The 23,029-nt window shown below is 70.4% G+C and carries 15 protein-coding genes; 12 read left to right on the top strand and 3 right to left on the bottom strand.

Features of this window, described 5'->3' with window-relative positions:
* Nucleotide 1: 1 nt before the first annotated feature.
* From pdxA to ACGF4F_RS13260, 5 genes are all read left to right on the top strand, one after another.
* Nucleotides 2–1,006, top strand: coding sequence for a 4-hydroxythreonine-4-phosphate dehydrogenase PdxA (pdxA, locus tag ACGF4F_RS13240; RefSeq protein ID WP_357443618.1), 1,005 nt, complete (start codon nucleotides 2–4; stop codon nucleotides 1,004–1,006).
* A gap of 24 nt (nucleotides 1,007–1,030) precedes the next feature.
* Entirely contained in the window at nucleotides 1,031–1,822 is a 792-nt protein-coding gene (locus ACGF4F_RS13245) for a DeoR/GlpR family DNA-binding transcription regulator (protein WP_357443620.1), read from the top strand.
* A 235-nt stretch (nucleotides 1,823–2,057) separates the two neighbouring features.
* Nucleotides 2,058–2,978 carry a cyclase family protein gene (locus tag ACGF4F_RS13250; RefSeq protein WP_393077314.1) on the top strand — a complete coding sequence of 307 codons (921 nt, stop codon included), beginning with the start codon at nucleotides 2,058–2,060 and terminating at the stop codon, nucleotides 2,976–2,978.
* Between the two features lie 202 nt (nucleotides 2,979–3,180).
* On the top strand, nucleotides 3,181–4,524 hold the full coding sequence (locus tag ACGF4F_RS13255; protein ID WP_357443624.1) for a glycoside hydrolase family 18 protein: 1,344 nt from the start codon (nucleotides 3,181–3,183) through the stop codon (nucleotides 4,522–4,524).
* Between the two features lie 211 nt (nucleotides 4,525–4,735).
* Entirely contained in the window at nucleotides 4,736–6,367 is a 1,632-nt protein-coding gene (locus tag ACGF4F_RS13260) for a hypothetical protein (RefSeq protein ID WP_393077317.1), read from the top strand.
* 4 nt (nucleotides 6,368–6,371) lie between these two features.
* Here the strand turns inward: ACGF4F_RS13260 and ACGF4F_RS13265 are convergent, their stop codons facing one another.
* Together ACGF4F_RS13265 and ggt are read right to left on the bottom strand one after the other, a co-directional pair.
* On the bottom strand, nucleotides 6,372–8,006 hold the full coding sequence (locus tag ACGF4F_RS13265; protein ID WP_393077320.1) for a glycoside hydrolase family 10 protein: 1,635 nt from the start codon (nucleotides 8,004–8,006) through the stop codon (nucleotides 6,372–6,374).
* Between the two features lie 134 nt (nucleotides 8,007–8,140).
* On the bottom strand, nucleotides 8,141–9,943 hold the full coding sequence (gene ggt / locus ACGF4F_RS13270) for a gamma-glutamyltransferase (protein WP_357443628.1): 1,803 nt from the start codon (nucleotides 9,941–9,943) through the stop codon (nucleotides 8,141–8,143).
* A gap of 249 nt (nucleotides 9,944–10,192) precedes the next feature.
* On the opposite strand from ggt, the gene ACGF4F_RS13275 reads away from it, so the two are divergent.
* The 6 genes from ACGF4F_RS13275 (at nucleotide 10,193) to ACGF4F_RS13300 (ending at nucleotide 21,091) form a co-directional block, all read left to right on the top strand.
* Nucleotides 10,193–10,972, top strand: a complete 780-nt coding sequence (locus ACGF4F_RS13275; protein WP_393077324.1) for an alpha/beta fold hydrolase — start codon at nucleotides 10,193–10,195, stop codon at nucleotides 10,970–10,972.
* Nucleotides 10,969–12,288 (top strand): cytochrome P450, encoded by a 1,320-nt coding sequence (locus ACGF4F_RS13280; protein ID WP_393077327.1) that lies wholly within the window; start codon nucleotides 10,969–10,971, stop codon nucleotides 12,286–12,288. The genes ACGF4F_RS13275 and ACGF4F_RS13280 overlap by 4 nt, the downstream gene beginning before the upstream one ends.
* Before the next feature lie 385 nt (nucleotides 12,289–12,673).
* Nucleotides 12,674–14,785, top strand: a complete 2,112-nt coding sequence (locus tag ACGF4F_RS13285; RefSeq protein ID WP_393077330.1) for a PQQ-dependent sugar dehydrogenase — start codon at nucleotides 12,674–12,676, stop codon at nucleotides 14,783–14,785.
* Nucleotides 14,786–14,804: 19 nt separating this feature from the next.
* Nucleotides 14,805–15,752: a sugar phosphate isomerase/epimerase gene (locus ACGF4F_RS13290; RefSeq protein WP_357443636.1), complete on the top strand. Its 948-nt coding sequence runs from the start codon at nucleotides 14,805–14,807 to the stop codon at nucleotides 15,750–15,752.
* Between the two features lie 545 nt (nucleotides 15,753–16,297).
* The gene (locus tag ACGF4F_RS13295) at nucleotides 16,298–19,753 is read left to right on the top strand and encodes a ThuA domain-containing protein (protein ID WP_357443638.1); all 3,456 of its coding nucleotides are present in this window, start codon (nucleotides 16,298–16,300) and stop codon (nucleotides 19,751–19,753) included.
* A 132-nt stretch (nucleotides 19,754–19,885) separates the two neighbouring features.
* Nucleotides 19,886–21,091: a sugar phosphate isomerase/epimerase gene (locus ACGF4F_RS13300; RefSeq protein ID WP_357443640.1), complete on the top strand. Its 1,206-nt coding sequence runs from the start codon at nucleotides 19,886–19,888 to the stop codon at nucleotides 21,089–21,091.
* 50 nt (nucleotides 21,092–21,141) lie between these two features.
* Here the strand turns inward: ACGF4F_RS13300 and ACGF4F_RS13305 are convergent, their stop codons facing one another.
* Nucleotides 21,142–21,975: an NAD(P)H-binding protein gene (locus tag ACGF4F_RS13305; protein ID WP_393077334.1), complete on the bottom strand. Its 834-nt coding sequence runs from the start codon at nucleotides 21,973–21,975 to the stop codon at nucleotides 21,142–21,144.
* 88 nt (nucleotides 21,976–22,063) lie between these two features.
* Between ACGF4F_RS13305 and ACGF4F_RS13310 the strand changes: the two genes are divergently transcribed.
* On the top strand, nucleotides 22,064–22,996 hold the full coding sequence (locus tag ACGF4F_RS13310; protein WP_393077337.1) for an AraC family transcriptional regulator: 933 nt from the start codon (nucleotides 22,064–22,066) through the stop codon (nucleotides 22,994–22,996).
* The last annotated feature ends 33 nt before the right edge of the window (nucleotides 22,997–23,029 follow it).

Consider the following 23,029-nt stretch of genomic DNA (forward strand, 5'->3'; position numbering starts at 1 on the left):
GATGGCCAGCAGTCCCTACATCGCCGTCACCATGGGCGACGGCGCCGGAATCGGCCCCGAGATCATCGTGCGGGCGCTGCTCGACCCCCAGGTCTCGGCGACAGCCCGGTGCGTCGTCATCGGCGACGCGGCCCGCCTACGGCAGGCCGCCGGCATCGTCGGGCTCGATCCGGAGATCGCCCCCGTGACCGGAGTGACCGACGCCGAGTTCACCCCCGGCCGGATCAACGTCATCGACCTGGGACTGCTGCCGGCCGACCTGCCGTTCGGCCGGATGTCGCCGGTGGCCGGCGACGCCGCGTACCACTACGTGCGGGTGGCGAGCGAGCTGGCGATGGCGGGCGAGGTGCAGGCCATCTGCACGGCCCCGCTGAACAAGGAGGCGCTGCACGCGGGCGGGCACGTCTTCCCCGGCCACACCGAACTGCTCGCCCAGCTCACCGGGACCGCCGAGGTGTCGATGATGCTGTCGACGCCGAAGGTGAAGGTCATCCACGTGACCACCCACATCGGCCTCATCGACGCCGTGGAGCGCATCGAGCCAGGGTTGGTGGAGCGGACCATCCGGCGTGGTCACCAGGCCATGGTGGACGCGGGTGTGCCCGCACCCCGCATCGGAGTCTGCGGCATCAACCCGCACGCCGGCGAGAACGGCCTGTTCGGCCGGGGCGAGGAGGAGTCGAAGATCGTCCCCGCCGTCCAGGCCTGCCGGACCGACGGGATCGACGTGCAGGGCCCGCTGCCCGCGGACACGCTCTTCTTCCTCGCCGGACGCGGTGATCACGACCTGGTGGTGGCGATGTACCACGACCAGGGCCACGGCCCGGTGAAGGTACTGGGCCTGGAGGCGGGCGTGAACATCACCGTCGGCCTGCCCGTCATCCGCACCTCGGTCGACCACGGCACCGCGTTCGACATCGCCGGCAAGGGGATCGCCGACCACCGATCCATGATCGAGGCGTTGCGGCTCGCCGTCGAGATGGCGCCGCAGCCGGTCGCCGGTTGACTCCTCGGATAAGGTGCGCATGACATGAGCAGGCAGAGATCGTCGCAACGACGCGACCAGATCGTGCAGATGGCCGCTTCCAACGGACTGGCCAGTGTGGAGGAGCTCTCCGCCAAGCTGGGCGTGACCCCCTCCACGATCCGGCGCGATCTCGCGCTGCTCACCACCCAGGGCAAACTCGCCCGCACCTACGGCGGCGCCCTCAGCCTGGAGCCGCACCCGGAGGCCTCACTACGTCAGCGCCTCGGCGAGGCGTACGCCGCCAAACGGGCGATCGCGGCCTGGGCGGCCGAGCAGATCGTCCCCGGCGAGAGCGTCCTGCTCGACGCCGGGTCGACGACGGCCGCCCTGGCCCAGATCCTCACCGGGTTCACCAACCTGTCCGTCTCCACCATCGGCCTGACCGCGCTGGAGGTCCTGGCCGAGGCGGAGCACCTCGAGGTCGTCCTCCTCGGGGGCCGACTGCGGACGCTGAGCCAGAGCTTCGTCGGACCGGTCACCGAGTCGGCGCTGGAGCGGATGTCGTTCGACCGCGCCTTCATGGGCGCCGACGGCGTACGCGCCGACCGGGGCATCAACGAGAAGGACCTCGAACAGACGCGGCTGAAGGAGCTCATGATGAGCCGCGCCGATCATGTCTACGTCCTGGTGCACGGGGCCAAACTGGGCCAGGCGCCCTTCCACGCGTGGGCGGTCATGCCACCCCGATGGACCCTCGTGACAGACGACTCCGCGCCCGACGACGAGGTGGCCAAGTTCCGCGACAAGGGCATCCAGGTGGTCATCGTCGAGCCGGCCCCGGCCGGCGCCGCCTGACAGCGTTCCACGCAATATCAACGGCTACAGGTGCCACAGCACAACAGATGTGCGCCGTACCGTACCTCCTGATCGGCCGACTGCTGCCCGGCTGATCTCGTGTCATGCCAGTTCAGCGGGCCTTGGCATGTCAGAGGAGAGGGCGGGATACCCTGCCTGCGGTGCCTCGAACCGCGTGACCGGAGGAGTCGATGCTGGGATGACGGCAGGGCGACCATTGCCCACACAGGACGACGTGTTCGGGTACTTCAACACGCTGTCGAACTGGGGACGGTGGGGCGACGACGACGAGCTCGGCACGCTGAACCACATCACCGACGACGTTCGGCTGGCGGCGGCGCGGGCCGTGCGCCACGGCAGGAGCGTGTCGTGCGCATGGGAGGTTGCCGTACCGGAAGAGATGGAGCGGTCGACGACGACGTGCCCGTGCGCCGCCGACATGCCGGGTGCCGAGAACATGCCGGTGCCCGCCTTCCACGCCGACCGGCGCTGGGGCTTTTCGTCCGAGCGGCTCGGCATCACGTTCCACGGCAACACCCTCACCCACATCGACTCTCCGTGCCACATCTTCTGGGACGGCACGATGTACAACGGGCGGTCGCACTCGTTGGTCGACGCCGCAACGGGGTCGGCGTGGGCGGCCGTCACGGCGGCGGCGAACGGGATCATCACGCGTGGTGTCCTGCTGGACATCGCGAGGGTCCGCGATGTGCCGTGGCTGGAACCGGAGCAGGGTGTGTTTCCCGAGGATCTCGAGGAGGCGGAGCGTCGCCAGGGTGTGCGGGTGCGATCCGGCGATGCGGTACTCCTGCGGACCGGCTATGGCCGCGTCCGGCACGAGGCCGGTGCGGCCAGCGGTTTCACGCAGGCCGGCTGGCACGCGTCCTGCCTGCCGTGGCTGCATGAACGGGAGGTCGCGCTGATCGGCGCTGACACCCCCCAGGAGGTTCAGCCGTCGGGGTACGACGACGTGTTGATGCCGGTTCACGCCGTGAGCCTCGTTGCGATGGGTCTGTGGCTGCTCGACAACTGCGACCTGGAGGCGTGCGCGACGACGGCTGCCGAGCTCGGCCAGTGGGACTTCCACCTCGCAGTCGCGCCGGTCCGCTTCGCCGGTACGTCCGGCAGCCCAGTCAACCCGATCGCCACATTCTGACCGCGGGACTCGCGCCCGACAGTGTGGGCACCCTTAACGATGCTTCTCCGGCCGGCCTCCGGTCTTCACCTCTGGCAGCAGCGGCTCGCGGCCTCGGCCATCTGCCCGCATGTCGGCTCTTGACCGTCGATCGTGGCCGGCTTAGCTTCGTCAATCAGAAAGGTCTCTTAACTAATTTGGCCTCATCCCTCGCGGAGTGCCCATGCGATCGTTCCGTCACCGCCGCCTCACCGCCCTCGTCGCCCTGACGACCGTGCTGGTCACCGCCACCCCGGCGACCGCCGCGAGCGCGCCGGACAACCCGAACCGCCGGGCCGGCCACCTCCGCGTCGGCTACTTCACCCAGTGGGGAATCTACGGCCGGGCCTTCCCGGTCAAGAAGCTGGACACCTCCGGGGCGGCGAGCCGCCTCACCCACGTCAACTACGCCTTCGGCAACGTGAGCGAGGACGGGCGCTGCTACGTGGACGGTGGGCCGGGCGAGGGTGACGCCTGGGCCGACTACCAGCGCCCCGTCCCGGCGGAGGAGAGCGTCGACGGCGTCGCCGACGCCTGGGGCGAACCGCTCAACGGCAACCTCGGCCAGCTGGCCAAGCTCAAGGCCAAGCACCGCGACCTGAAGGTGATGATCTCGCTGGGCGGCTGGAGCTGGTCGACGTACTTCTCGAACGCCGCCCGCACCGACGCCTCCCGCCGGGCGTTCGTCGCCTCCTGCATCGACCTCTACCTCAAGGGGAACCTCCCGGTCCTGGACGGTGGCAGCGGCGGCCCGGCCGCGGCCGCCGGCGTCTTCGACGGCATCGACCTGGACTGGGAGTGGCCGAACTGGCCGGGTGAGCCGGGCAACGTGGTCCGCCCGGAGGACCGGCAGAACTTCACCAAGCTGCTCGGCGAGTTCCGCCGGCAACTGGACGCGTACGGCCGGCAGACCCGCAAGCACTACGAGCTGACTGCCTTCCTGCCGGCCAACCCGGTGGCCATGGACGCCGGCTACGAGGGCCGCAAGATCTTCCAGTACCTGGACTTCGCCACCGTGCAGGGATACGACTTCCACGGCGCCTGGGACGCGGTGACCAACCAGCAGTCGGCGCTGCGCGTGCCGGCGGGAGCACCCGACAGCCCCGACTTCTCCGCCGAGGTGGCGATCGACGCCTGGATCGCTCGCGGTGCACCACGTGACAAGCTGGTCCTCGGCATCCCGTACTACGGCCGGGGCTGGACCGGCGTCACCGGCGGCGGGAACGGCCTGTTCCAGCCCGCAGCCGGGCCCGCGCCGGCCACCTTCGAGGCCGGCTACGAGGACTACCGGCGGCTCAAGGCCCTGGCCGGCGACGGCTTCACCATTCACCGCGACGTTCGCGCCGGGCACGCCTGGTTGTTCGACGGCACGACGTTCTGGACGTACGACGATCCGGCGGTCGTGCTGCAGAAGACGCGGTACATCCGCCGGGCCGGCCTGGCCGGAGCAATGGTCTGGTCGCTGGACGGCGACGACGACAACGCCACGCTGACCAGGACGATCAGCCTCGGACTGGCGACCCCGTAGCCGCACCTCGCCCCGGGGCGCTCCCGCGGCACCCATAGATCCCCACCGGCCCGTCACCGACCGTTTCTCGGCCGGCGACGGGCCGGCGGCGTTCGGAAGCACCCGCAACGGCCGGCCGGGGCGACGGACGAGCGATCTGATCGTTCAGCCCTATGCAACCGGCAAACAGGGGAAAGTCGACGCAGAGCCGCACGTACCGGAGGAGGATCCCGTGCCACCAATGCACCGGCGGCTGCTGGCGCTGCTCGGGATCACCGCGGCGGTCCCGCTGGCTGAGGTCGTCGTGCTGGTGCTGCTCGGGTTCATCCCGGCCGAGGGGCTGGCGCCGCAGAGCACCGCGGTCTGGCCGTACGACTCCTACCACGACATGCGCTGGCTGCTGGTCTACCACAACTCCTGGCTCATGTTCGGCTCCGGCCTGCTGGGTCTGATCGCGCTGCGTGGAGTGCTGTCCGCGACGATCGTCAGCCTGGCCTGGCCGGCGCATGCGCCGCGGCCGCCGTACCGGGCGCTTCTGCTGCGCAACGTCGGGGTAGCGGCGTTCGGAGCGTTCCTCGTCCTACCGTTCGCCGCGTACGCGATCGCGGCGTCGGTGGTCTCGCTGTCCTGGTTCCTGTTCGCCGCCCTCATTCCGATGCTGCTGCTCGCCCCCTTCCTGCAGCGGATGTCGGTGGGCCCAGGGTGGTGGCGCGGATTGCCGTCGATCGAACTGGTCGGCTGGTCGCTACTCGACTTCGTCGTGATCACCGTTCTCGGCGGCCTGGTGTGGCGCACCCCGGAGGTGTGGACGCCCATTGTCACCATCGCCGCCGGCGCACTCAACGGTCTGCTATGGCGGCAAACGGTGCACGCGGCCGTCCTGCAGAAGCGGATACGTTGGGCGCGGGTGCCGGTCGCACCGATCGTCATGGTGCTGGCGCTGGCCGTCCCGCTGGCGTCGCAGGTGCTCTCCCAGCCCCGCAACCAGGCCAACACCGTCACGGCGCCGATCCTCAACCAGCGGCTACCGCCGCAGGTGCCCTACGCGGTGATCCTGCTCGACGGGCACGACTCGGCGTACGACGGCCGATCCGCGGCGGATCCGAACGTGCAGCCGTTCTCATACCTCGGCCTGGACTCAGCTGGCCGCCCGCGGCCGTACCGGTCGAGCGCCACCCACCGGTCGCTGGAGTCCAGCTCACAGCTGCTCGCCGCGCAGATCGAGATGCTCCACCAGCGCACCGGACGGCCGATCGCGCTGATCGCGCGGAGCGAGGGGGCGATGGTGGCCCGCACCTACCTGCGGGACCGGCCCAACTCTCCGGTGCGGGCGCTGGCGATGTTCAGCCCGCTGGTCCGCGCCGGGCGGACCTACTATCCCCCGCCGGAGGCCAATACCGGCTGGGGGCTGGCCGCGGGATGGCTGCTGCGGGTGATGTTCAAGGTGACGACCATCGGCAACCGGGCCGGCAGCACACCCGACGAGCCGTTCGTCCGCTCACTGCTGGACGGGGCGACCTTCTACCGCTACCAGATCCTGTGCCCGATCCCGGGCGTACGCGTCGTCGCCTTCCTGCCGACGGTGAGCGCCGCCGAGGCCCCACCCGGCCAGAAGCTCCAGATCCCGGTGGTCGAGGTGCCGACCTTCCACGCGGGAATCATCGGCCGGAAGAGCGCCGACGACGTGCTGATCAGCTTCCTCGCCGGCGCGAACGTCAACCATCCCCGCCGCGAGTTCGGCCCACTCCAGCAACTGGGGGACGCCTGGCACGCCCCCGCCCTGGCGATCCAGCTGAATCCGGTCTGGCGGCCCACCGCGCCACCCGGCCGGCCGTTCACACCGACCCGATTCTGCCGCACCTGATGCCCTACCTCGCGGCGACCGACACCGGCGTGCTGAGCCGGCCCTCGTTCCCGCTGCGATCCAGCCCCGACACGCAGTAGGACAGAGAGCGGCCGGCCGGGGCGGCGCGGTCGACCCAGCCGCCACCACGGGCAGTGCCGACGAGTTGGGCCACCTCGGCGTCCACCCGGTAGACGGCGAAGCTCGCCGCGCCGTCCCCGCGCCAGGTCAGCACCACCCCGTCGTCCGCCCGGCGTACGCCCGTGACCTCGGGCGCGGCCGGCGGCGCGGCCGGTAGCTGCGCCATCGTGGGCACCAGCGCCGGGCCGGCGTAGTGCGCCTCGCTGTACCGGCTGACCGCCCCGAGTTTGTCGGCGCGCACCTGCTTGGCGCTGAAGTGCACACTGCCGTTCACCCCGTGCCGCCGGTTGAGAGCGAGCTGGCGGTCCAACTCGGCCGGGTCGCGCCAGGCGCCGCGCTCGCCCACCCGGTAGTCGGCCTGGCCGATGTAGAGCTGCACCCGGGTGCCCCGCACCGTTGCCGCCCACCACGGCAGCAGCTTGGCGTAGTCGGCCTTGCCGAACCCGATGTGCCAGTAGAGCTGCGGCACGACGTAGTCCAGCCACTGCTCCCGTACCCACAGTCGGGTGTCGGCATAGATGTCGTCGTAGCTCTGCAACCCGGCGGTCGCCGAGCCGGCCGGGTCGGTGCGCTTGTTACGCCAGATACCGAACGGGCTGATGCCGAACTTCACCCACGGCTTGATCGCCTTGATCCGCTCGCTCATCTCCCGGACCAGCGTGTTCACGTTGTCGCGGCGCCAGTCGTGCTTGTCCGCGAACCCCCGGCCGTAGCGGGCGAACGCCGCGCCGTCCGGAAAGTCCTGCCCGGCCTCCGGGTACGGGTAGAAGAAATCGTCGAAGTGCACCCCGTCGACGTCGTACCGCTGCACCGCCTCCAGCATCGAGTCCTCGACGAACTTGCGCGCCTCCGGCACACCCGGGTTGAAGTAGAGGCGGCTGCCGGGCCGGCCAGCGCTGGGATAGGTCACCACCCAATCGGGGTGTCGGCGCAGCGGATGGGCCGGCGCGAGCTGGTCCAGCCGCGGGCCGGGCCCGCCGACCGTGGCCGGCTGCCCACCCCGGTACGGGTTGAACCAGGCGTGGAACTCCAGGTTGCGGGCGTGCGCCTCGGCGACCATGAACTCCATCGGGTCCCAGCCCGGGTCACGGCCGTCGCGGCTCCCGGTCAGCCACTGTGACCACGGCGCGTACCTGGACGGCCAGAGCGCGTCCCCGCTCGGCCGCACGTGCACGAACACCGCGTTGTGGTTGCGCCGCACGGCCAGGTCGAGCCAGCTTCGGAACTCGGCCCGCACCGTTTCGGCGGGCAGTCCGGGTCGGCTCGGCCAGTCGATGTTGTTGACCGTCGTGATCCACATGCCGCGTAACTCGCGGGGTGCCCGCGCCGGCCGGCCGGCGCAGGTCGGGGTGCCGGCGGCAGCCGCATCGCCCTGCTCCGGTGCACCGCCGCCGCCGGCAACCCGCCCATGCAGCGACCAGGCGCCGAGCGCGACCGCCACGGCGAGCGAGACGACCACCGCGACGAGGGTCTGGGTACGGCGGCGGAACCGGGGAGCGGGCGGAGCGGCGGCGGGCATCGGCCCAGTCTGCCCGGTGCCGCCCGCCGGAAGAACCAGTTCCGCCGTTACTTAACAGCCAGCTAAGGCGAGTCCCCGCGAGTGACGACGCCAGGACGGCTCGGTTTGCCTGAGCCGTCCTGGCGTGCACACCGTCAGTGGCTCGCCCAGCGGCCGACCACCGCTGCCGCGCCGCCGCCCCGGCGTACCGGTTCGGCCGCGGCGACCAGCCGGCCGTCCGTCAGGAACTCGATACCGGTCGCGGCGCCGATCTCCTCGGTGGAAGAGAAGGCGTGCCCCGGGGGCAGGCCGTTGGCGTACGCGCTGATGAACGCCGGCTCCGCCTGAGTGCTGGCGCCGTTGCGCTGCGACGCCCGCGGCGCCGCCAGCGCCTCCGGCAGGGTCATCCCCAGGTCGATCCGGTTGACCAGCATCTGCAGGACAGTGGTGATGATCGTCGCGCCGCCCGGCGTACCGACAGCCAGGAACGGCCGCCCGTCGGCCAGCACGATCGTGGGCGACATCGAGCTGCGGGGGCGCTTGCCCGGCGCGGGCAGGTTCGGGTCGGGCGCGGTGCCCTGGGTCGGCGCGAAGTTGAAGTCGGTCAGCTCGTTGTTGAGCAGGAATCCCCGACCGGGGACCACCATGCCGTTGCCACCGGTCGCCTCGATGGTCAGCGTGTACTCCACCACGTTGCCCCACCGGTCGGCCACGGTCAGGTTGGTGGTGCTCTTACGGTCGTCGCGGGTGTCGGCGACCGCCGCCGCCGAGCAACCGCCGTAGGCGCCGTCGGGGACGCCGGGTGCAACCGGCTTGGGCAGCGCCGCCGAGGCAGCGATCTGGCACGCGCGTTCCTTGGCGAACCCGTCGCTGAGCAGTTCCTGGAGCACGCTCTGCCCGGTGTGGTCGCCGACGTAGCGGTTACGGTCGGCGAACGCCAGCGCGCTGGCCTCCAGGTAGTGGTGCATGGCCTGCGTCGCGGTCATCGACCGCAGGTCGAACTGCTCGAGGATGTTGAGCGCCTCCCCCACCGCGGTGCCGCCGCTCGACGGGGTGGACATGCCGTACACCTCGAAGCCGCGGTAGTCCGACCGGGTGGGCTCCGGGAAGCGGGTGCGGTAGGCGGCGAGGTCGGCGGAGGTCATCCCGGCCGGCCGGATCGGGTACGGCCACGACCCGACCGGCTGCGCCGCCACCGGCGGGTGCTGCACGGTGGCGACCACGTCGCGGCCGACCTCGCCCCGGTAGAACACGTCGGTGCCCCGCTTGGCGATCAGACGGTACGTCTCGGCGAGGTCCGGGTTGCGGAACGTGCTGCCGACCGCCGGCGGCTGGCCGCCGGGCAGGTACAGCGCACTGGTCGAGCTGAACTGCCCGAACGCGGCCTGATTCGCGGCGACCTGGCTGGCGAAGGTCTCGTCGACGGGGAAGCCGTCCTCGGCGACCCGCGCGGCGGGCTTGAGCATCTGCGAAAGCGACCGGGTGCCCCAGCGGTCCAACGCGTCCTGCCAGGTCAGCAGGGTGCCGGGAACGCCGGCCGACAGCCCGCTGATCCGGGCCTCGTCGAACCGGTACGGCTGCCCGGTGGCCGGGTTGACGAAGCTGGTTTCGTTCATCGACGCCGGTGCCGCCTCGCGGCCGTCGATGGTGTGCACCTTGCCGCGCTTCGCGTCGTAGTAGACGAAGAAGCCACCGCCGCCGATGCCGGCCGAGAACGGTTCGGTGACGCCGAGGGTCGCGGCGGCGGCGACCGCCGCGTCGACCGCGTTGCCACCGCGCCGCAGCACGTCCAGCCCGACGGCCGTGGCGGTGGCGTCCACCGTGGACACCGCGCCCCCGTATCCGACGGCCACCGGCTCCTTGGGCGGCTCGGCCGGCTTCGCCTGGGCGGGAACCGCGATCCCGGCCACCAGCGCGCCCAGCGCGATGGTCGTGGTGATGAGGGCTCGAGGTCTCATGTGTTCTCCCCGATCGCGTAGGTGGGATTCCTGCCTACCCTCCTCGCCGAGTGTAGGCAACCCGACAGTCGATATTGCCGAGGCCGGGTTCAGCAGCGGGTGACCATGACGCCCGGTCTGTCACGATCGCGACTGCACTTTCGTTCGGTCCCCCCGCAGACTACGGTCGCTGTCACCTCGCCAGCGTTCACCCAGGCCGGGTTCCGGTCGTTCGTCGCAGTGCTCCGCACAGCGGAAGGGGCCGCCGTCATGACGATCAGCCACAGCAGCGTCGGTGAGTCCGACGCCGGTCCGGTCGGTCACGGCCCGCACAAGGTGCTGGCGCTGCACGGGTGGTTCGGGTCGGCGCAGGGCTGGGGCTGGCTACCCGAGTTGATCGACGCCGAACGTTTCACCTGGGCATTCCTGGACTACCGGGGATACGGCACGCGCACGGCGGTCGCGGGCGAGCACACCATCGCCGAGATCTCCCGCGACGCCCTGGACCTCGCCGACTCCCTCGGCTGGGACACCTTCTCCGTGGTCGGGCACTCCATGGGCGGCATCGCCGCCCAGCGGGTGCTCGCCGACGCCCCCGGCCGGGTGGAACGCCTCGTCGGCATCAGCCCGGTCCCGGCCGGTGGGGTGCCCTTCGATTTGCAGAGCTGGGCGCTGTTCGACGGCGCGGCCGCCAACCCGGACAACCGGCGCGCCATCATCGACCTCACCACCGGCAACCGGCTGTCCGGCCGCTGGCTGGACGAGATGGTCCGGTTCTCCCTCGATCACTGCACGCCGGCGGCGTTCGGCGCCTACCTCACCGCCTGGGCGCGGACCGACTTCACCGACGAGGTGAAGGGCAATCCGGTACCGGCGCTCGCCGTCGTCGGCGAGCACGACCCGGCGCTGGGCGCCGACACAATGCGCGAGACCTGGATGCGCCACTATCCCAACGCCCGGCTCGAGGTGCTGGCCAACGCGGGGCACTACGCGATGTACGAGACGCCGGTCCGGTTGACCACGGTGCTCGAGGACTTTCTCGGGCAGTGACCGTCGATCCGACGCCCCTGGTCGACCCCCGCACCTATGTCGACGGCGTCCCGTACGACCTGCTCGCCACGCTGCGCGCGGCCGGCCCGGTGGCGTGGGTCGAGGAGCCGCCGCTGCTCGGGCTACCCGGCGGCCCGGGCTTCTGGCTGGTGCTCCGGCACGCCGAGGTGACAGACGTGCTCAAGCAGCCACGGCTCTTCTCCTCCTGGCTCGGCGCCACCCAGATCCGCGACCCGGCCACCCCGGAGGATCTCGGTTACGTGCGGCGGATGATGCTGAACATGGACCCGCCGGAGCACGGCCGGCTGCGCCGGCCCGTCGCCCGCTCGTTCACTCCGCGCGCGGTCGCCGCGCTGGAGGCGTCGATCCGTGCGACCGCGGCGGCGCTCGTCGAGCGTACGTTGGGCGACGCCGACGAGGGGACCTGCGACTTCGCCCGTGATCTCGCGGCCGACCTGCCGCTGCTCACGCTCGCGGACGTGCTCGGGATGCCGGAGCCCGACCGCTGGCTGCTGTACGACTGGTCGAACCGAGTGATCGGCTTCCAGGATCCGGACCATGCCGGGTCAGCCGCGTTCGATCCGCGGGCCGGCACCGCCGCGGCCCGCGAGGCCCTGCGCCACCGGCCGGCCCCGGACGCCGACGGCCGGATGCCGGATCCGCGTACCCGGGCCGGCATGGCCGACCTCTACGCGTACGCCCACCTGCTGGCCGAGTCGAAGCGCCGCAGCCCGGGACCGGACGTCATGTCCATCCTGCTGGCCCAGCAGGGGGAAGACCGGCTCTCGGTGGACGAGTTCGAGAACATGTTCTGGCTGTTCGCCGTGGCGGGCAACGAGACGATCCGCAACGGCCTGCCCGGCGCGATGATCGCCCTGCTGGAGCATCCGGCCGAGATGGCGCGGCTACGCCGGGACCCGGCCCTCTTCGATACCGCCGTCGACGAACTGTTGCGCTGGTGGACGCCGGTGATGGTGTTCCGGCGCACCGCCACGACGGACACCGCTGTCGCCGGCGTACCAGTTCAGGCCGGGGACAAGGTGGTGGTCTCGTTCGCGTCGGCCAACCGGGACGAACGCGTCTTCGCCGAGCCCGACGGGCTCGACCTCGCCCGCCACCCGAACCCGCACCTGGTCTTCGGCCACGGACCGCACTTCTGCCTGGGCGCGCACCTGGCCCGGTGCCAGCTCCGCGCCCTGTTCGAGGCCCTGCTTGCGAACACAACCAGCATCACGTACGCGGGTCCACCGGCGTACCTGCGCTCGAACTTCCAGCGCGGTGTGAAGCGCCTACCGATCCACTGGCGACGCCGCTGATCAGGCTCCGGCCCCACCTCGCCGCTGGCCACTCGGCACCGACTGGCGGGGAGCCGAAGAGGTCGGTCTGCGGCCAATTTCAGCGGCCATACCAACTTTCGTCCGAACGCGACGAAAGTCGGTGCCGCTGCGGTGAAAGCTATGGACATATAGACATTAGTTTTGTACCGTCGGCCGCGTGACCACGTGGTTCGTCGAGGTGAACCGCCATCGGCGACCTGTGCGTGACTGACCGCATGCCGCACCGCGGACAGCGCTGATCGGCGCCGCGGTCGACGTCCCACGCGCCGCTCAGCGGCCCCCACCACCCGGATCGCCCACTCACAAAGGAACAAAAAGTACGTCCCCGACCTGCCCCGACCCGTCCCCAGCAAAGGAGAGGCAGATGAAGAGACGACTCTCGCTCGCCGTAGCGGGCCTGGCGACCATCACCCTCGTCGCCACACCAACCGTCGCGATGGCCCAGCCGGCCACGGCAGACGCGCCCCCCGAGTCGAGCTTCCAGAAGGTGACCCTCAACGACCACCCGGGCGAGCCGATGGACCTCGCCGTGCTGCCCGACAGCCGGGTGCTGCACGTGACCCGCCCGGGGGAGGTCTGGCTGCACGACCCCGCCACGGGCCGCAACACCCTGGCCGCGACGCTGGACGTCTACCGGCACGACGAAGAGGGCCTGCAGAACGTCGCGATCGATCCCAACTTCGGCAAGGCCGGAAACAACTGGGTCTACCTGTACTACTCCCCGCCGATGAACACCCCGGTCGACGACCCGTCGACCCCGAACGTCAACGAGGGCGACGCGCCGGCCTGGGGCACCCCCGCCGACTTCGAGCCGTTCAAGGGAGCGATCCGGCTCTCCCGGTTCCGGTTGGTCAAGGACAAGCTGGACCTGTCCACCGAGCAGCAGATCCTCGACGTACCGGTCGACCGGGGCATCTGCTGCCACGTCGGCGGGGACATCGTCTTCGACGCCAAGGGCAACCTGTACCTGTCCACCGGTGACGACACCAACCCATTCGAGTCGGGCGGCTACACCCCCATCGACGAGCGTGCCGGCCGCAACCCGGCGTACGACGCGCAGCGCAGCTCGGCCAACACCAACGACCTGCGCGGCAAGATCCTGCGCATCAAGGTACGCGACGGCGGGGGTTACACCATCCCGGACGGGAACCTCTTCCCGGCGGGCACGCCCAAGACCCGGCCCGAGATCTACCTGATGGGCCTGCGCAACCCGTTCCGGATCGAGTTCAACCGACAGGCCGACGAACTGTACGTCGCCGACTACTCGCCGGACGCGGGCGAGGCCGATCCGCAGCGCGGGCCGGCCGGGCAGGGCAAGTGGGCGGTCGTCCGCAAGGCGGCGAACTACGGCTGGCCCTACTGCGCCACCGCACAGCTGCCGTACGTGGACTATGACTTCGCCACCGGCCGGCCCGGGCAGCCGTTCAACTGCTCCGCGCCGATCAACGAGTCCCCGCACAACACCGGCCTGCGCGAGCTGCCGCCGGTCCAGCAGCCGGACGTCTGGTACGGCTACGGCGCCTCCGCGCAGTTCCCGGAGCTGGGCACGGGCGGCATCGGGCCGATGGCCGGGCCGGCGTACCACTTCTCCTTCCCGACCACGCGGGGACGCGCCCCGGTGGCCTGGCCGGCGTACTACGACGGCATCCCGCTGTTCTACGAGTGGACCCGGGACTACGTGCAGGGCTTCCGGCTGAACTCCGGCGGCGGCCTGAGCGGTATCGAGCGGGTGCTCCCGTCGTTCGTCTTCGACAACCCGATGGACCTGGAGTTCGGCCCGGACGGCGCGCTCTACGTGCTCGAGTACGGCGACGGTTTCTTCAGCGAGAACCCGGACGCGCAGCTCGCCCGGATCGACTACACCGGCTGGAAGGGCAACCACACTCCGGTGCCCCAGGTCTCGGCCACGCCCACCAACGGGCTCGCACCGCTGACCGTCACGTTCTCCAGCGAGGGCACGACCGACTACGACGGCGACCGGCTGTCGTACGCGTGGGACTTCGACAACGACGGCAAGGTCGACTCGCGCACGGCGAACCCGACGTTCACCTACCAGAAGAACGGTCTCTACAACGCCACCGTCAAGGTGAGCGACCCCGGAGGGCTGTCGGCCGCCGCGTCGGTCCGGGTCGTGGTCGGCAACGCCGAGCCCGTAGTGGAGTTGGTCAAGCCGGTCGCGGGCCAGCCGTTCAAGTTCGGCGACACCGTGCAGTTCGAGGTACGGGTGACCGACGACCAGCCGGTGGACTGCGCCCGGGTCAGCGTCACGTACGTCCTCGGCCACGACTCGCACGGCCACCCGCAGACCACCGCCAACGGCTGCACCGGCTCGATCCAGACGACCGTGCCGTCCGGCCACGACCCGGAGAAGGACAACCTGACCGCCGTGTTCGTGGCGTCCTACACCGATCCCGGCGGCAACGGGCTGCCCGCCCTGACCGGGTCGGACGAGGTCGTCCTGGTTCCCACGAAGTAGCCACCCAGAAGGAGTCACCATGTGTTACGGATACGACGGGGAGGCCGCGCTGCGGCGGTCCGTCATGGACCGGCGAAGCCTGCTGCGTGGTTCACTGGCGGCGCTGGCCGGTGTCGGGCTCGCGTCGGCGGGGATCGGCGCGACGGCTGCGACGGCGACCACCCGCACCACCGGGAGGCAGCACGTTCCGCCGGGCCTCATCAGCATTCAACTGTGGACGATGCGCGACGCGTTGTGGGGTGCACCGGGGTACGACGCGACCCTGACCCACCTCGCCAAGATCGGCTACCCGAAGGTGGAGCTGGCGCTCGGCTACTTCGGGCGCACCGCCGCCCAGCTGCGTCAGTTCCTGGACGGCATCGGCATCCGGGCCAGTTCCAGCCACGACGGGATCAGCGGTAACGCCGCCGAGCTGGAGCAGAAGATCCAGAACGCGGTCACCCTCGGCCAGTCGTACATGGTGGTGCCGTACCTGTACTCCGAGCGCGCGGACGAATGGAAGCGCTGGGCGGAGCAGATGAACGTCGAGGCCGCGGCGGCGGCCAGGGCCGGCCTGCGCTACGGCTACCACAACCACGCCCACGAGTTCACGATCGACCTCGGCGGCGGCAAGCGCCCCTGGGACGTGCTGACCGCGGAGCTCGATCCCAAGCTCGTGCACCTGGAGGTCGACATCTACTGGGCCGTCACCGGCGGCATCAACTCCGGCGACGGCGTGGCCGACCCCGAGGGCTTCACCCTGGACGTCATCCGCTCCGCGCCGCAGCGTGTCCTGCAATACCACGTCAAGGACCGGCACGCGTCCGACGGCGACATGGCCGACCTGGGCACCGGCATGATCGACTTTGCCCGGATCTTCCGGGGGCACTCGGTGCAGGAGTACATCGTCGAGAACGACACCCCCGACGTGACGCCGCAGCGGACGGCCGAGATCGGCTACCGCTACCTGCGCAACGTGCGGTTCTGAGGAACCCCGGAGAGGAGCGTTGACGGACACCAGGGCCGGCAGGCGGACCAGGCATTCTCCCAATGGGCCGGAACTGCCGGCCCTGGTGTTCACGCCCACCATGTGGTGGGCAACGGGTTGACCTTTTAAGGCCACATATGCGGCGCGGCCAACTCCCTCGACAGAGGGAGCAATTCACTGTGGAAATGGCAGGGCGACAGGGCCTGTCGCGTATTTCTTTTACGCCGTCATGCCGCGGGTCGAAACTGTCGTGGCACTATCGGCAGACCACCGTCCCTGGGAATCGCCGCCCTGCGCGCCACCGCTGGCCGCGCCCGCCGGCCAGCGGTGGCGGTGCTGGTCGGCGCACCGACCGGCCGTATGCCGGGTGAGCAACCGCGGATGGTGCCGTAGCGGACGGGCTTTCTGGCGAGCCTCATCGCCATCGAGACGACGTCGCAGAAATATGGAGTCGTCCAAATATTGACCCGGCGAAATGGATCTCGTAGGGTACAAGGAACGTGGAAAGCGCTTTCCTACTCCGTCCCCCATTCAGGAGCGCGTGTATGAGACGCCACCGCACGCTACTTTTCGCCCTACTCACGGCTGTCACCCTCGTGTTGTCGAGCACGCCGGCGACCGCCGCCGAGTCCACCACCGCCGCCAATTTCCGGGTACTGGTCTTCTCCAAGGTCACGAACTTCTATCACGACTCCATCCCGGCCGGGGTCGCCGCCATCCGGCAACTCGGCGACCAGCACGGCTTCGCCGTCGAGGCGACCACCGACGCGGCCGCGTTCACCGACGCCAACCTCGCCCGCTTCGACGCCCTCGTGTTCAACAACACCAACTCCACCCCCGCCTCCGGCGACCTGCTCGACGCCGACCAACGGGCCGCGCTGCAGAAGTTCGTCCGCGGCGGCGGCGGCTGGGTCGGCCTGCACGCCGCCTCGGCGAGCGAGCGGGACTGGACGTGGTACGAGGGACTGGTGGGGGCCATCTTCGACACCCACCCGGACTTCTCCCGCACCGGGGGCACCTTCCCGGGCCGGATCAAGGTCCTCGACCACGCCCACCCCTCCACGAAAAACCTGCCGGAGCTCTGGGAGCGCAGCGAGGAGTGGTACAACTGGCGGACCAACCCCACCGGCAAGGTCCACACGCTCGCCCAGATCAAGGTGCGCGACGGCATATCCGGACTGAACGAGGGCGTCGACCACCCGTACTCGTGGTGCCAGAACTACGACGGCGGCCGGTCCTGGTTCACCGCCGGCGGGCACAGCTCCTCCTCGTTCCAGGAGCCGGCCTTCCTGCAACACCTCCTCGGCGGCATCAGGTGGGCGGCGGGCACCGCCCCCGGTGACTGCGGCGCCACCAGGACCGACAACTTCGAGCGCATCCCCCTGGTCAACCAGGACCTCTCCGACCCGTTCGAGCTGGCGGTCGCGCCCGACCGGCGGGTCTTCTACATCGAGCGCACCGGCGCACTGAAGGTCATCAACCAGGACACCCTCGCCGTCACCACCCTCCTGGACTTCGCCTACACCCCGGAGCAGACCAGCCAGTCCGACGGCCTGCTCGGCATGACCCTGGACCGGCACTTCGGCACGAACAACAGCTGGATCTACCTGCTCTGGTCCGACCGGGTGGAGAAGCAGCTGAACCTGTCCCGGTTCACCGTCGACGGCGACAGCGTCCGCCTCGACTCGGAGAAGCGGCTGCTCACGATCCCCACCTGGCGCGGTGAGGCGCGCGCCAACTCGCACATGGGCGGCTCGCTGACCATGGACAAGCAGGGCAACCTGTACGCCGCCATCGGCGACAACACCGACCCGTTCGAGTCCAGCGGCTTCACCCCCGTCGACGAGCGGGCCGGCCGCCGCGCGTACGACGCGCAGGGCACGGCCGGCAACACCAACGACCTGCGGGGCAAGATCCTGCGGATCAAGCCCCTGCCCAACGGCAGGTACGCCATTCCGGAGGGCAACCTGTTCGCCCCGGGCACGGCCAAGACCAAGCCCGAGATCTACGCGATGGGCATGCGGAACCCGTTCCGGATCACCGTCGACTCCACGACGAACGCGCTGCTCGTGGCCGACTACGGCCCCGACGCCCGGTCCGCCAACCCGAACCGCGGGCCGGAAGGGACCGTCGAGTTCAACCGGATCACCAGCGCCGGAAACTACGGCTGGCCCTACTGCATCGGCAACAACACCCCGTTCAACGACTACGACTTCGCCACCTCCACCCCCGGGCCGAAGTTCGACTGCGCCGCACCGGTCAACGACTCCCCCAACAACACCGGCCTGACCAGCCTCCCCGCGGCCAAGCCGGCGCTGGTCTGGTACGCCTACTCGGCCTCCCCGGAGTTCCCTGAGCTCGGCACGGGCGGCGGCGGCCCGATGGGTGGGCCCGTCTACGACTACGACCCGTCCAACAAGCGGCTGACCAAGTTCCCCCAGTACTTCGACGGCAAGTGGATCGTCTACGAGCTGACCCGCAAGTGGTTCAAGACGTTGTCGATCCACTCCACCGCCCAGACCTTCAACGATCCCCGCTTCAACCCCACCAACGTCGGTGACCTGCAGTCCATCAACGGCATCTTCGGCAACATGTCGTGGATCCAGCCGTTCGAGGCGGAGTTCGGGCCGGACGGCTCGCTCTACGTCATCGACTTCGGCGCAGGCAGCGGGAGCGGCCGGGGCGGCAGCAACGACGGCGCGGGCATCTACCGCATCGACTACGTCGCCAACAGCCGACCGCCGGTGGCCAAGCTGACCGCCGACAAGGACAGCGGACCCGCGCCGCTGACCGTCGCCTTCTCCAGCGCCGGCACCAGCGGGCCGGACGGCACCGCGGTCCAGTACGCCTGGGACTTCGACGGCAACGGCACCGTCGACTCCACCGCCGCCAACCCCAGCCACACCTACAGCACACCGGGGCGGTTCACCGCCCGGCTCACGGTCACCGCCACCAACGGGCAGACCGCCGTCGCCGTACAGGAGATCACGGTCGGCAACACTCGGCCGACGGTGACCCTCAGCGTCCCCAACGGGGCCTTCTTCGACTTCGGTGACCGCATTCCCTACACGGTGACGGTCACCGACCCGGAGGAGAACAGCATCGACTGTTCGAAGGTGGTCGTGCAGACCCAGCTCGGCCACGACTCGCACACCCACCCGCTGGACAACTACATCGGGTGCACCGGGGTCGCGGTCACCGAGAGCAACGGCGGTGACGGGCACGGCCCGGGACAGAACCTGTACACCGTGCTCACCGCGCAGTACACCGACGGCGGGGCGGCCGGAGCACCGGCGCTGGTCGGCTCGACCCGGGCGGAGCTGCAGACCAAGCGCAAGGAGGCCGAGCACTTCGACGGCCAGAGCGGCGTCCAGGTGATCGACCGGGCCACCGCGAGCGCCGGCAAGCGCATCGGTGACATCGACAACGGCGACTGGATCAACTTCGGCCCGGTCAACCTGCGCGGCATCGACTCGGTCACCTTCGGCGTCGCCTCGGGCAGCAGCGGCGGCGACGTTGAAGTCAGGGCCGACTCCCCCACCGGCGAACTCCTGGGCCGGGCCACCGTCGGCGGCACCGGCGGCTGGGACAACCTCGTCTCACCCACCGTCGAGCTCACCGATCCGGGCCGGACGTGCACGCTCTATCTGGTCTTCGTCAACCCGAACCAGACGGGCGGCACCCCCGACCTGATGGCGCTGGACTGGCTGCGCTTCAACGGCGCCGGGGTGCGCGAACAGACCGACGCCACGGTGTCGGCCTCGGCCACACCCACCACGGGTACCGGGCCGCTGCAGGTGGCCTTCACCGGCACCGCCGCACCGGCGGCCGGGCGCACCATCACGGATTACGCATGGGACTTCGGCGACAACGCCGCGACCGTGCACGGCGCGTCCGCCAGTCACACGTACGCCCGCAAGGGCACCTACACCGCTCGGCTGACCGTCACCGACAGCCTCGGGGCGACCATGTCCTCGATCGTGGTCGTGACGGTGCGCTGAGCGTCCGGAGCGGGTGGCGGGGTGGGACGGCACCCCGCCACCACCGGCCCGGCACCGCCGCCGTCCCTGTCGCGAGGGCCTGTCGGCCCACCACTTGACCAGTCTGAACTCCTCAACTATCTGGGAGACGACATGCATGCCAACTCCGCCCGCCCGCCCCACACCCGATCGAGACGAGCACGTCACCTGCTTGCCGCATCGCTCGCCGCGGCCCTCCTGCCGTTCACACCGACTCCGGCGTCGGCCGCCGAAACAGCGACCGACGCCACCAGCGCCCAGGTAACCGAACAGGTGACCGCGGACCGCTGCCCCTGGGGTTACACCACCTCAGCCACGGTCTTCTTCGGCCGGGGGGCCGACTCGGGCGTACCGAACCGCGACCTCGGCGACGGGTGCACGATCATGGACGCCGTCTGGGCCGAGGCGCCGTTCGCCAACCACGGCAGCTTCGTGAGCCTGGTCAGCCGGCTCGCCAACGAGCTCAGGCAGGCCGCGATCCTCACCCCCGAGGAGAGCAGCAGCATCGTACGGGCGGCGGCCGGCTCCGAGATCGGCAAGCCGCAGCCCGCCTCCGGAACCCGCGCGGTACCCGACGAGCGAATCGGCCTCGTCCTCTACACGGTGCGGGCCACCATGCCGACCGCGCCCGACGCCACCCTGGCCGCGCTCGCCGCCTGCGGCTACCGCAACGCGGAACCCTCCGGCGCGGTGAACAACTTCTACGGCAAGACGGCCACGGCGCTGGCACCCCTGGTCGCCGACGCGGGTCTGTCGGCGCCGTCGATCGGGATCGGCCTCGGCGACCTCAGGAACAACATCGACGGCGTCATCGCCAACGCCAAGGCGTTCGGCGCCAAGTACGTGCGGATCTCAGGTTCGGCCTCCTGGAAGCTCAACGACTACGCCCAGGTCGCGGCAACCCTCAACGCCGTCGGCGCGAGACTCAAGCAGGAAGGCATCACGGTCGCCTACCACAACCACGGGTTCGAGTTCACCGCACAGGACGGCACGCGCGGCTACGACGTGCTGGTGCGCGAGACCGACCCGAACCTGGTGGCGATGGAGCTGGATCTGTACTGGGCGGTCAGCGTCGGCGCCGACCCGGTGGACCTGATCACGCAATACCCGGGCCGGTTCTCGCTGTTCCACGTCAAGGACATGGCCGCCGACGGGTCGTTCGCCGACGTGGGCGAGGGCACCATCGACTTCGCCCGCATCTTCGCCTACAGCGAGATGGCCGGCACCGACTACTACTTCACCGAGAACGACAGCCCGCGCCCGGACGGCGTCTCGTCCGCCTGCGACAGCTACGCCAACCTCCGCGCCCTGCGCTACTGACGGACGTCGCCGGCCCGCGACACCCGCGGGCCGGCGAAGGCGTCCACCGGTTACGACCACATGCCCCTTGCGGCGGCCTCAGCGGCGTAGGTGCCGAAGTCGATCGGGTCGCGTCCCAGGATCCGCCGGACCGTGTCGGTGGGCTCGGCGAGGTATCCGGCGCGCATGCCCGCGAACATCGCGTTGAGCGCCGTTGCGGTAGCCTCCGAATGTCCCTGGGCCAGCAGTTCGGCCCGGTACTCCTCGGGCGTCAGCTCCAGGTAGCGGATGGATCGGCCCGCCGCCTCCGCGATCATCGCCACCGCCGAGCCGAAGGTGAGCGCACGGGGGCCGGACAGCTCGTACACCTGCCCGTGGTGGCCGTCGGAGGTCAGCAGTGCCGCGGCGACGTCGGCGATGTCCTGGGCGTCGATGAACGGCTCCGGCGTGGCGCCCATCGGCAGGGCCAGCCGGCCCGCCACCAGCGGCTGGCGCCACAGGTCCTCATCGAAGTTCTGGTTGAAGTTGTTCGGGCGGATGATCGTCCACTCCGCGCCGGAGTCCCGCACCGCCTGTTCGGCGGCGAGCATGCCCGGCGCGAAATCCTCGTCGATCCGGTCGATTCCGCGTCCGGAGAGCGCGACGAACCGGCCCACCCCCGCCTTCACCGCCCGCGACACGAAGTCGTCGGCCAGGGCCGGGTCTTCCGGCGCCAAGAGGTAGACCGCGGAAGCTTCCGCCACGGCCGGCTGCCAGGTGGTCGGCTGCGCCCAGTCGAATCGCACCTCTCCCGAGCGGGACGCCGCCCGTACCCGCCTGCCCGCCGCCCGCAGCGTGCGTACCAGGCGGCGTCCGGTCTTCCCGGTTCCGCCAAGGACGAGGATCTCATCCGTTGCTGTCGTCATGACCACGAGTCAACCGACCCGACCGCCGTCGGCACATGCCTGGCCGTACGCGGGGCATGTGCGATCGTCCGCGACCTATGGTGAAGCGATGGACCCGTTCGACAGTCTGCTGCGGGGCGTACGCGCGGAGGGCGCGGCCTTCGGCCGGTCGGTGCTGCCGCCGACGTGGGCGTTGCGGTTCACCGACGGCGCGCCGGTGACGCTCTGCATTCCCCTGCGGGGCGAGGGTTGGATCCTGCATCCGAAGTGCGACAAACCGCGGCTGGTGCGGGTCGGCGAGGCCGTCGTGGTGCGAGGGCCGGAGCCGTTCGTGTTCTCCACCGAGCCGCGGTCGAGCTTCCGGCCCGGGGAGCTTCGGGACGTCCGCTGCGGCGAATCGCGGGTGACCGAGCCGCCGGACGCGGACCCGGCCGAGCACATGGTGCTGCTCGCCGGGGCGTACCACGTCCAGGGTCAGGCGCCGCAGCGGCTACTCGGGGTCCTGCCGCCGATCCTGGTCGTACCCGACGACCACGACTGTTCGTCGCTGCGCGACTACCTGGACCACCAGCTCGGCGGGTGCCGCCCGGGTCGGCAGATCGTGCTGGATCGGCTGTTGGACTGGCTGCTGGTGTGCACGATCCGGGACTGGTTCGATCAGCCCGGCGCCGAGGCGCCCCGGTGGTACAGCGCGCTGAGCGACGACACGGTGGGACCGGTGCTGCGCGCCATGCACGACGCGCCGGGCAAGCCGTGGACGCTGTCCTCGCTGGCAGCTCTGGTCAGAGTGTCCCGTACGACGCTGGCCAAACGCTTCACCGAACTGGTGGGTGAGCCGCCCCTGACCTACCTGACCGACTGGCGGATGACGCTCGCTGCCGACCTGCTGGCCGAATCCACCGCCACGGTCGCCGCCGTGGCGCGCCAGGTCGGCTACGCGGACGCGTTCGGCTTCAGCGCGGCATTCAAACGCGCCCACGGGGTGAGCCCCAGCGAGCACCGCAAGTTCGCCGGAGGCACCGCGGCTCACTCCCCCGGTTGACCCGAACAGCCTGTCCTGGCCGTCCAGGCCGGC

Origin of the sequence: Micromonospora sp. NPDC047740 (genome assembly GCF_043204735.1) — a bacterium.
Classification (GTDB): Bacteria; Actinomycetota; Actinomycetes; order Mycobacteriales; family Micromonosporaceae; genus Micromonospora.

What these genes read in the sequence shown, in the direction of transcription:
- ACGF4F_RS13285 (WP_393077330.1), top strand. Translation starts at nt 12,674, where the DNA reads ATGAAGAGACGACTCTCGCTCGCCGTAGCGGGCCTGGCGACCATCACC.
- ACGF4F_RS13305 (WP_393077334.1), bottom strand. Translation starts at nt 21,975, where the DNA reads ATGACGACAGCAACGGATGAGATCCTCGTCCTTGGCGGAACCGGGAAG.
- ACGF4F_RS13300 (WP_357443640.1), top strand. Translation starts at nt 19,886, where the DNA reads ATGCATGCCAACTCCGCCCGCCCGCCCCACACCCGATCGAGACGAGCA.
- ACGF4F_RS13245 (WP_357443620.1), top strand. Translation starts at nt 1,031, where the DNA reads ATGAGCAGGCAGAGATCGTCGCAACGACGCGACCAGATCGTGCAGATG.
- ggt (WP_357443628.1), bottom strand. Translation starts at nt 9,943, where the DNA reads ATGAGACCTCGAGCCCTCATCACCACGACCATCGCGCTGGGCGCGCTG.
- pdxA (WP_357443618.1), top strand. Translation starts at nt 2, where the DNA reads ATGGCCAGCAGTCCCTACATCGCCGTCACCATGGGCGACGGCGCCGGA.
- ACGF4F_RS13290 (WP_357443636.1), top strand. Translation starts at nt 14,805, where the DNA reads ATGTGTTACGGATACGACGGGGAGGCCGCGCTGCGGCGGTCCGTCATG.
- ACGF4F_RS13295 (WP_357443638.1), top strand. Translation starts at nt 16,298, where the DNA reads ATGAGACGCCACCGCACGCTACTTTTCGCCCTACTCACGGCTGTCACC.
- ACGF4F_RS13310 (WP_393077337.1), top strand. Translation starts at nt 22,064, where the DNA reads ATGGACCCGTTCGACAGTCTGCTGCGGGGCGTACGCGCGGAGGGCGCG.
- ACGF4F_RS13275 (WP_393077324.1), top strand. Translation starts at nt 10,193, where the DNA reads ATGACGATCAGCCACAGCAGCGTCGGTGAGTCCGACGCCGGTCCGGTC.
- ACGF4F_RS13265 (WP_393077320.1), bottom strand. Translation starts at nt 8,006, where the DNA reads ATGCCCGCCGCCGCTCCGCCCGCTCCCCGGTTCCGCCGCCGTACCCAG.
- ACGF4F_RS13255 (WP_357443624.1), top strand. Translation starts at nt 3,181, where the DNA reads ATGCGATCGTTCCGTCACCGCCGCCTCACCGCCCTCGTCGCCCTGACG.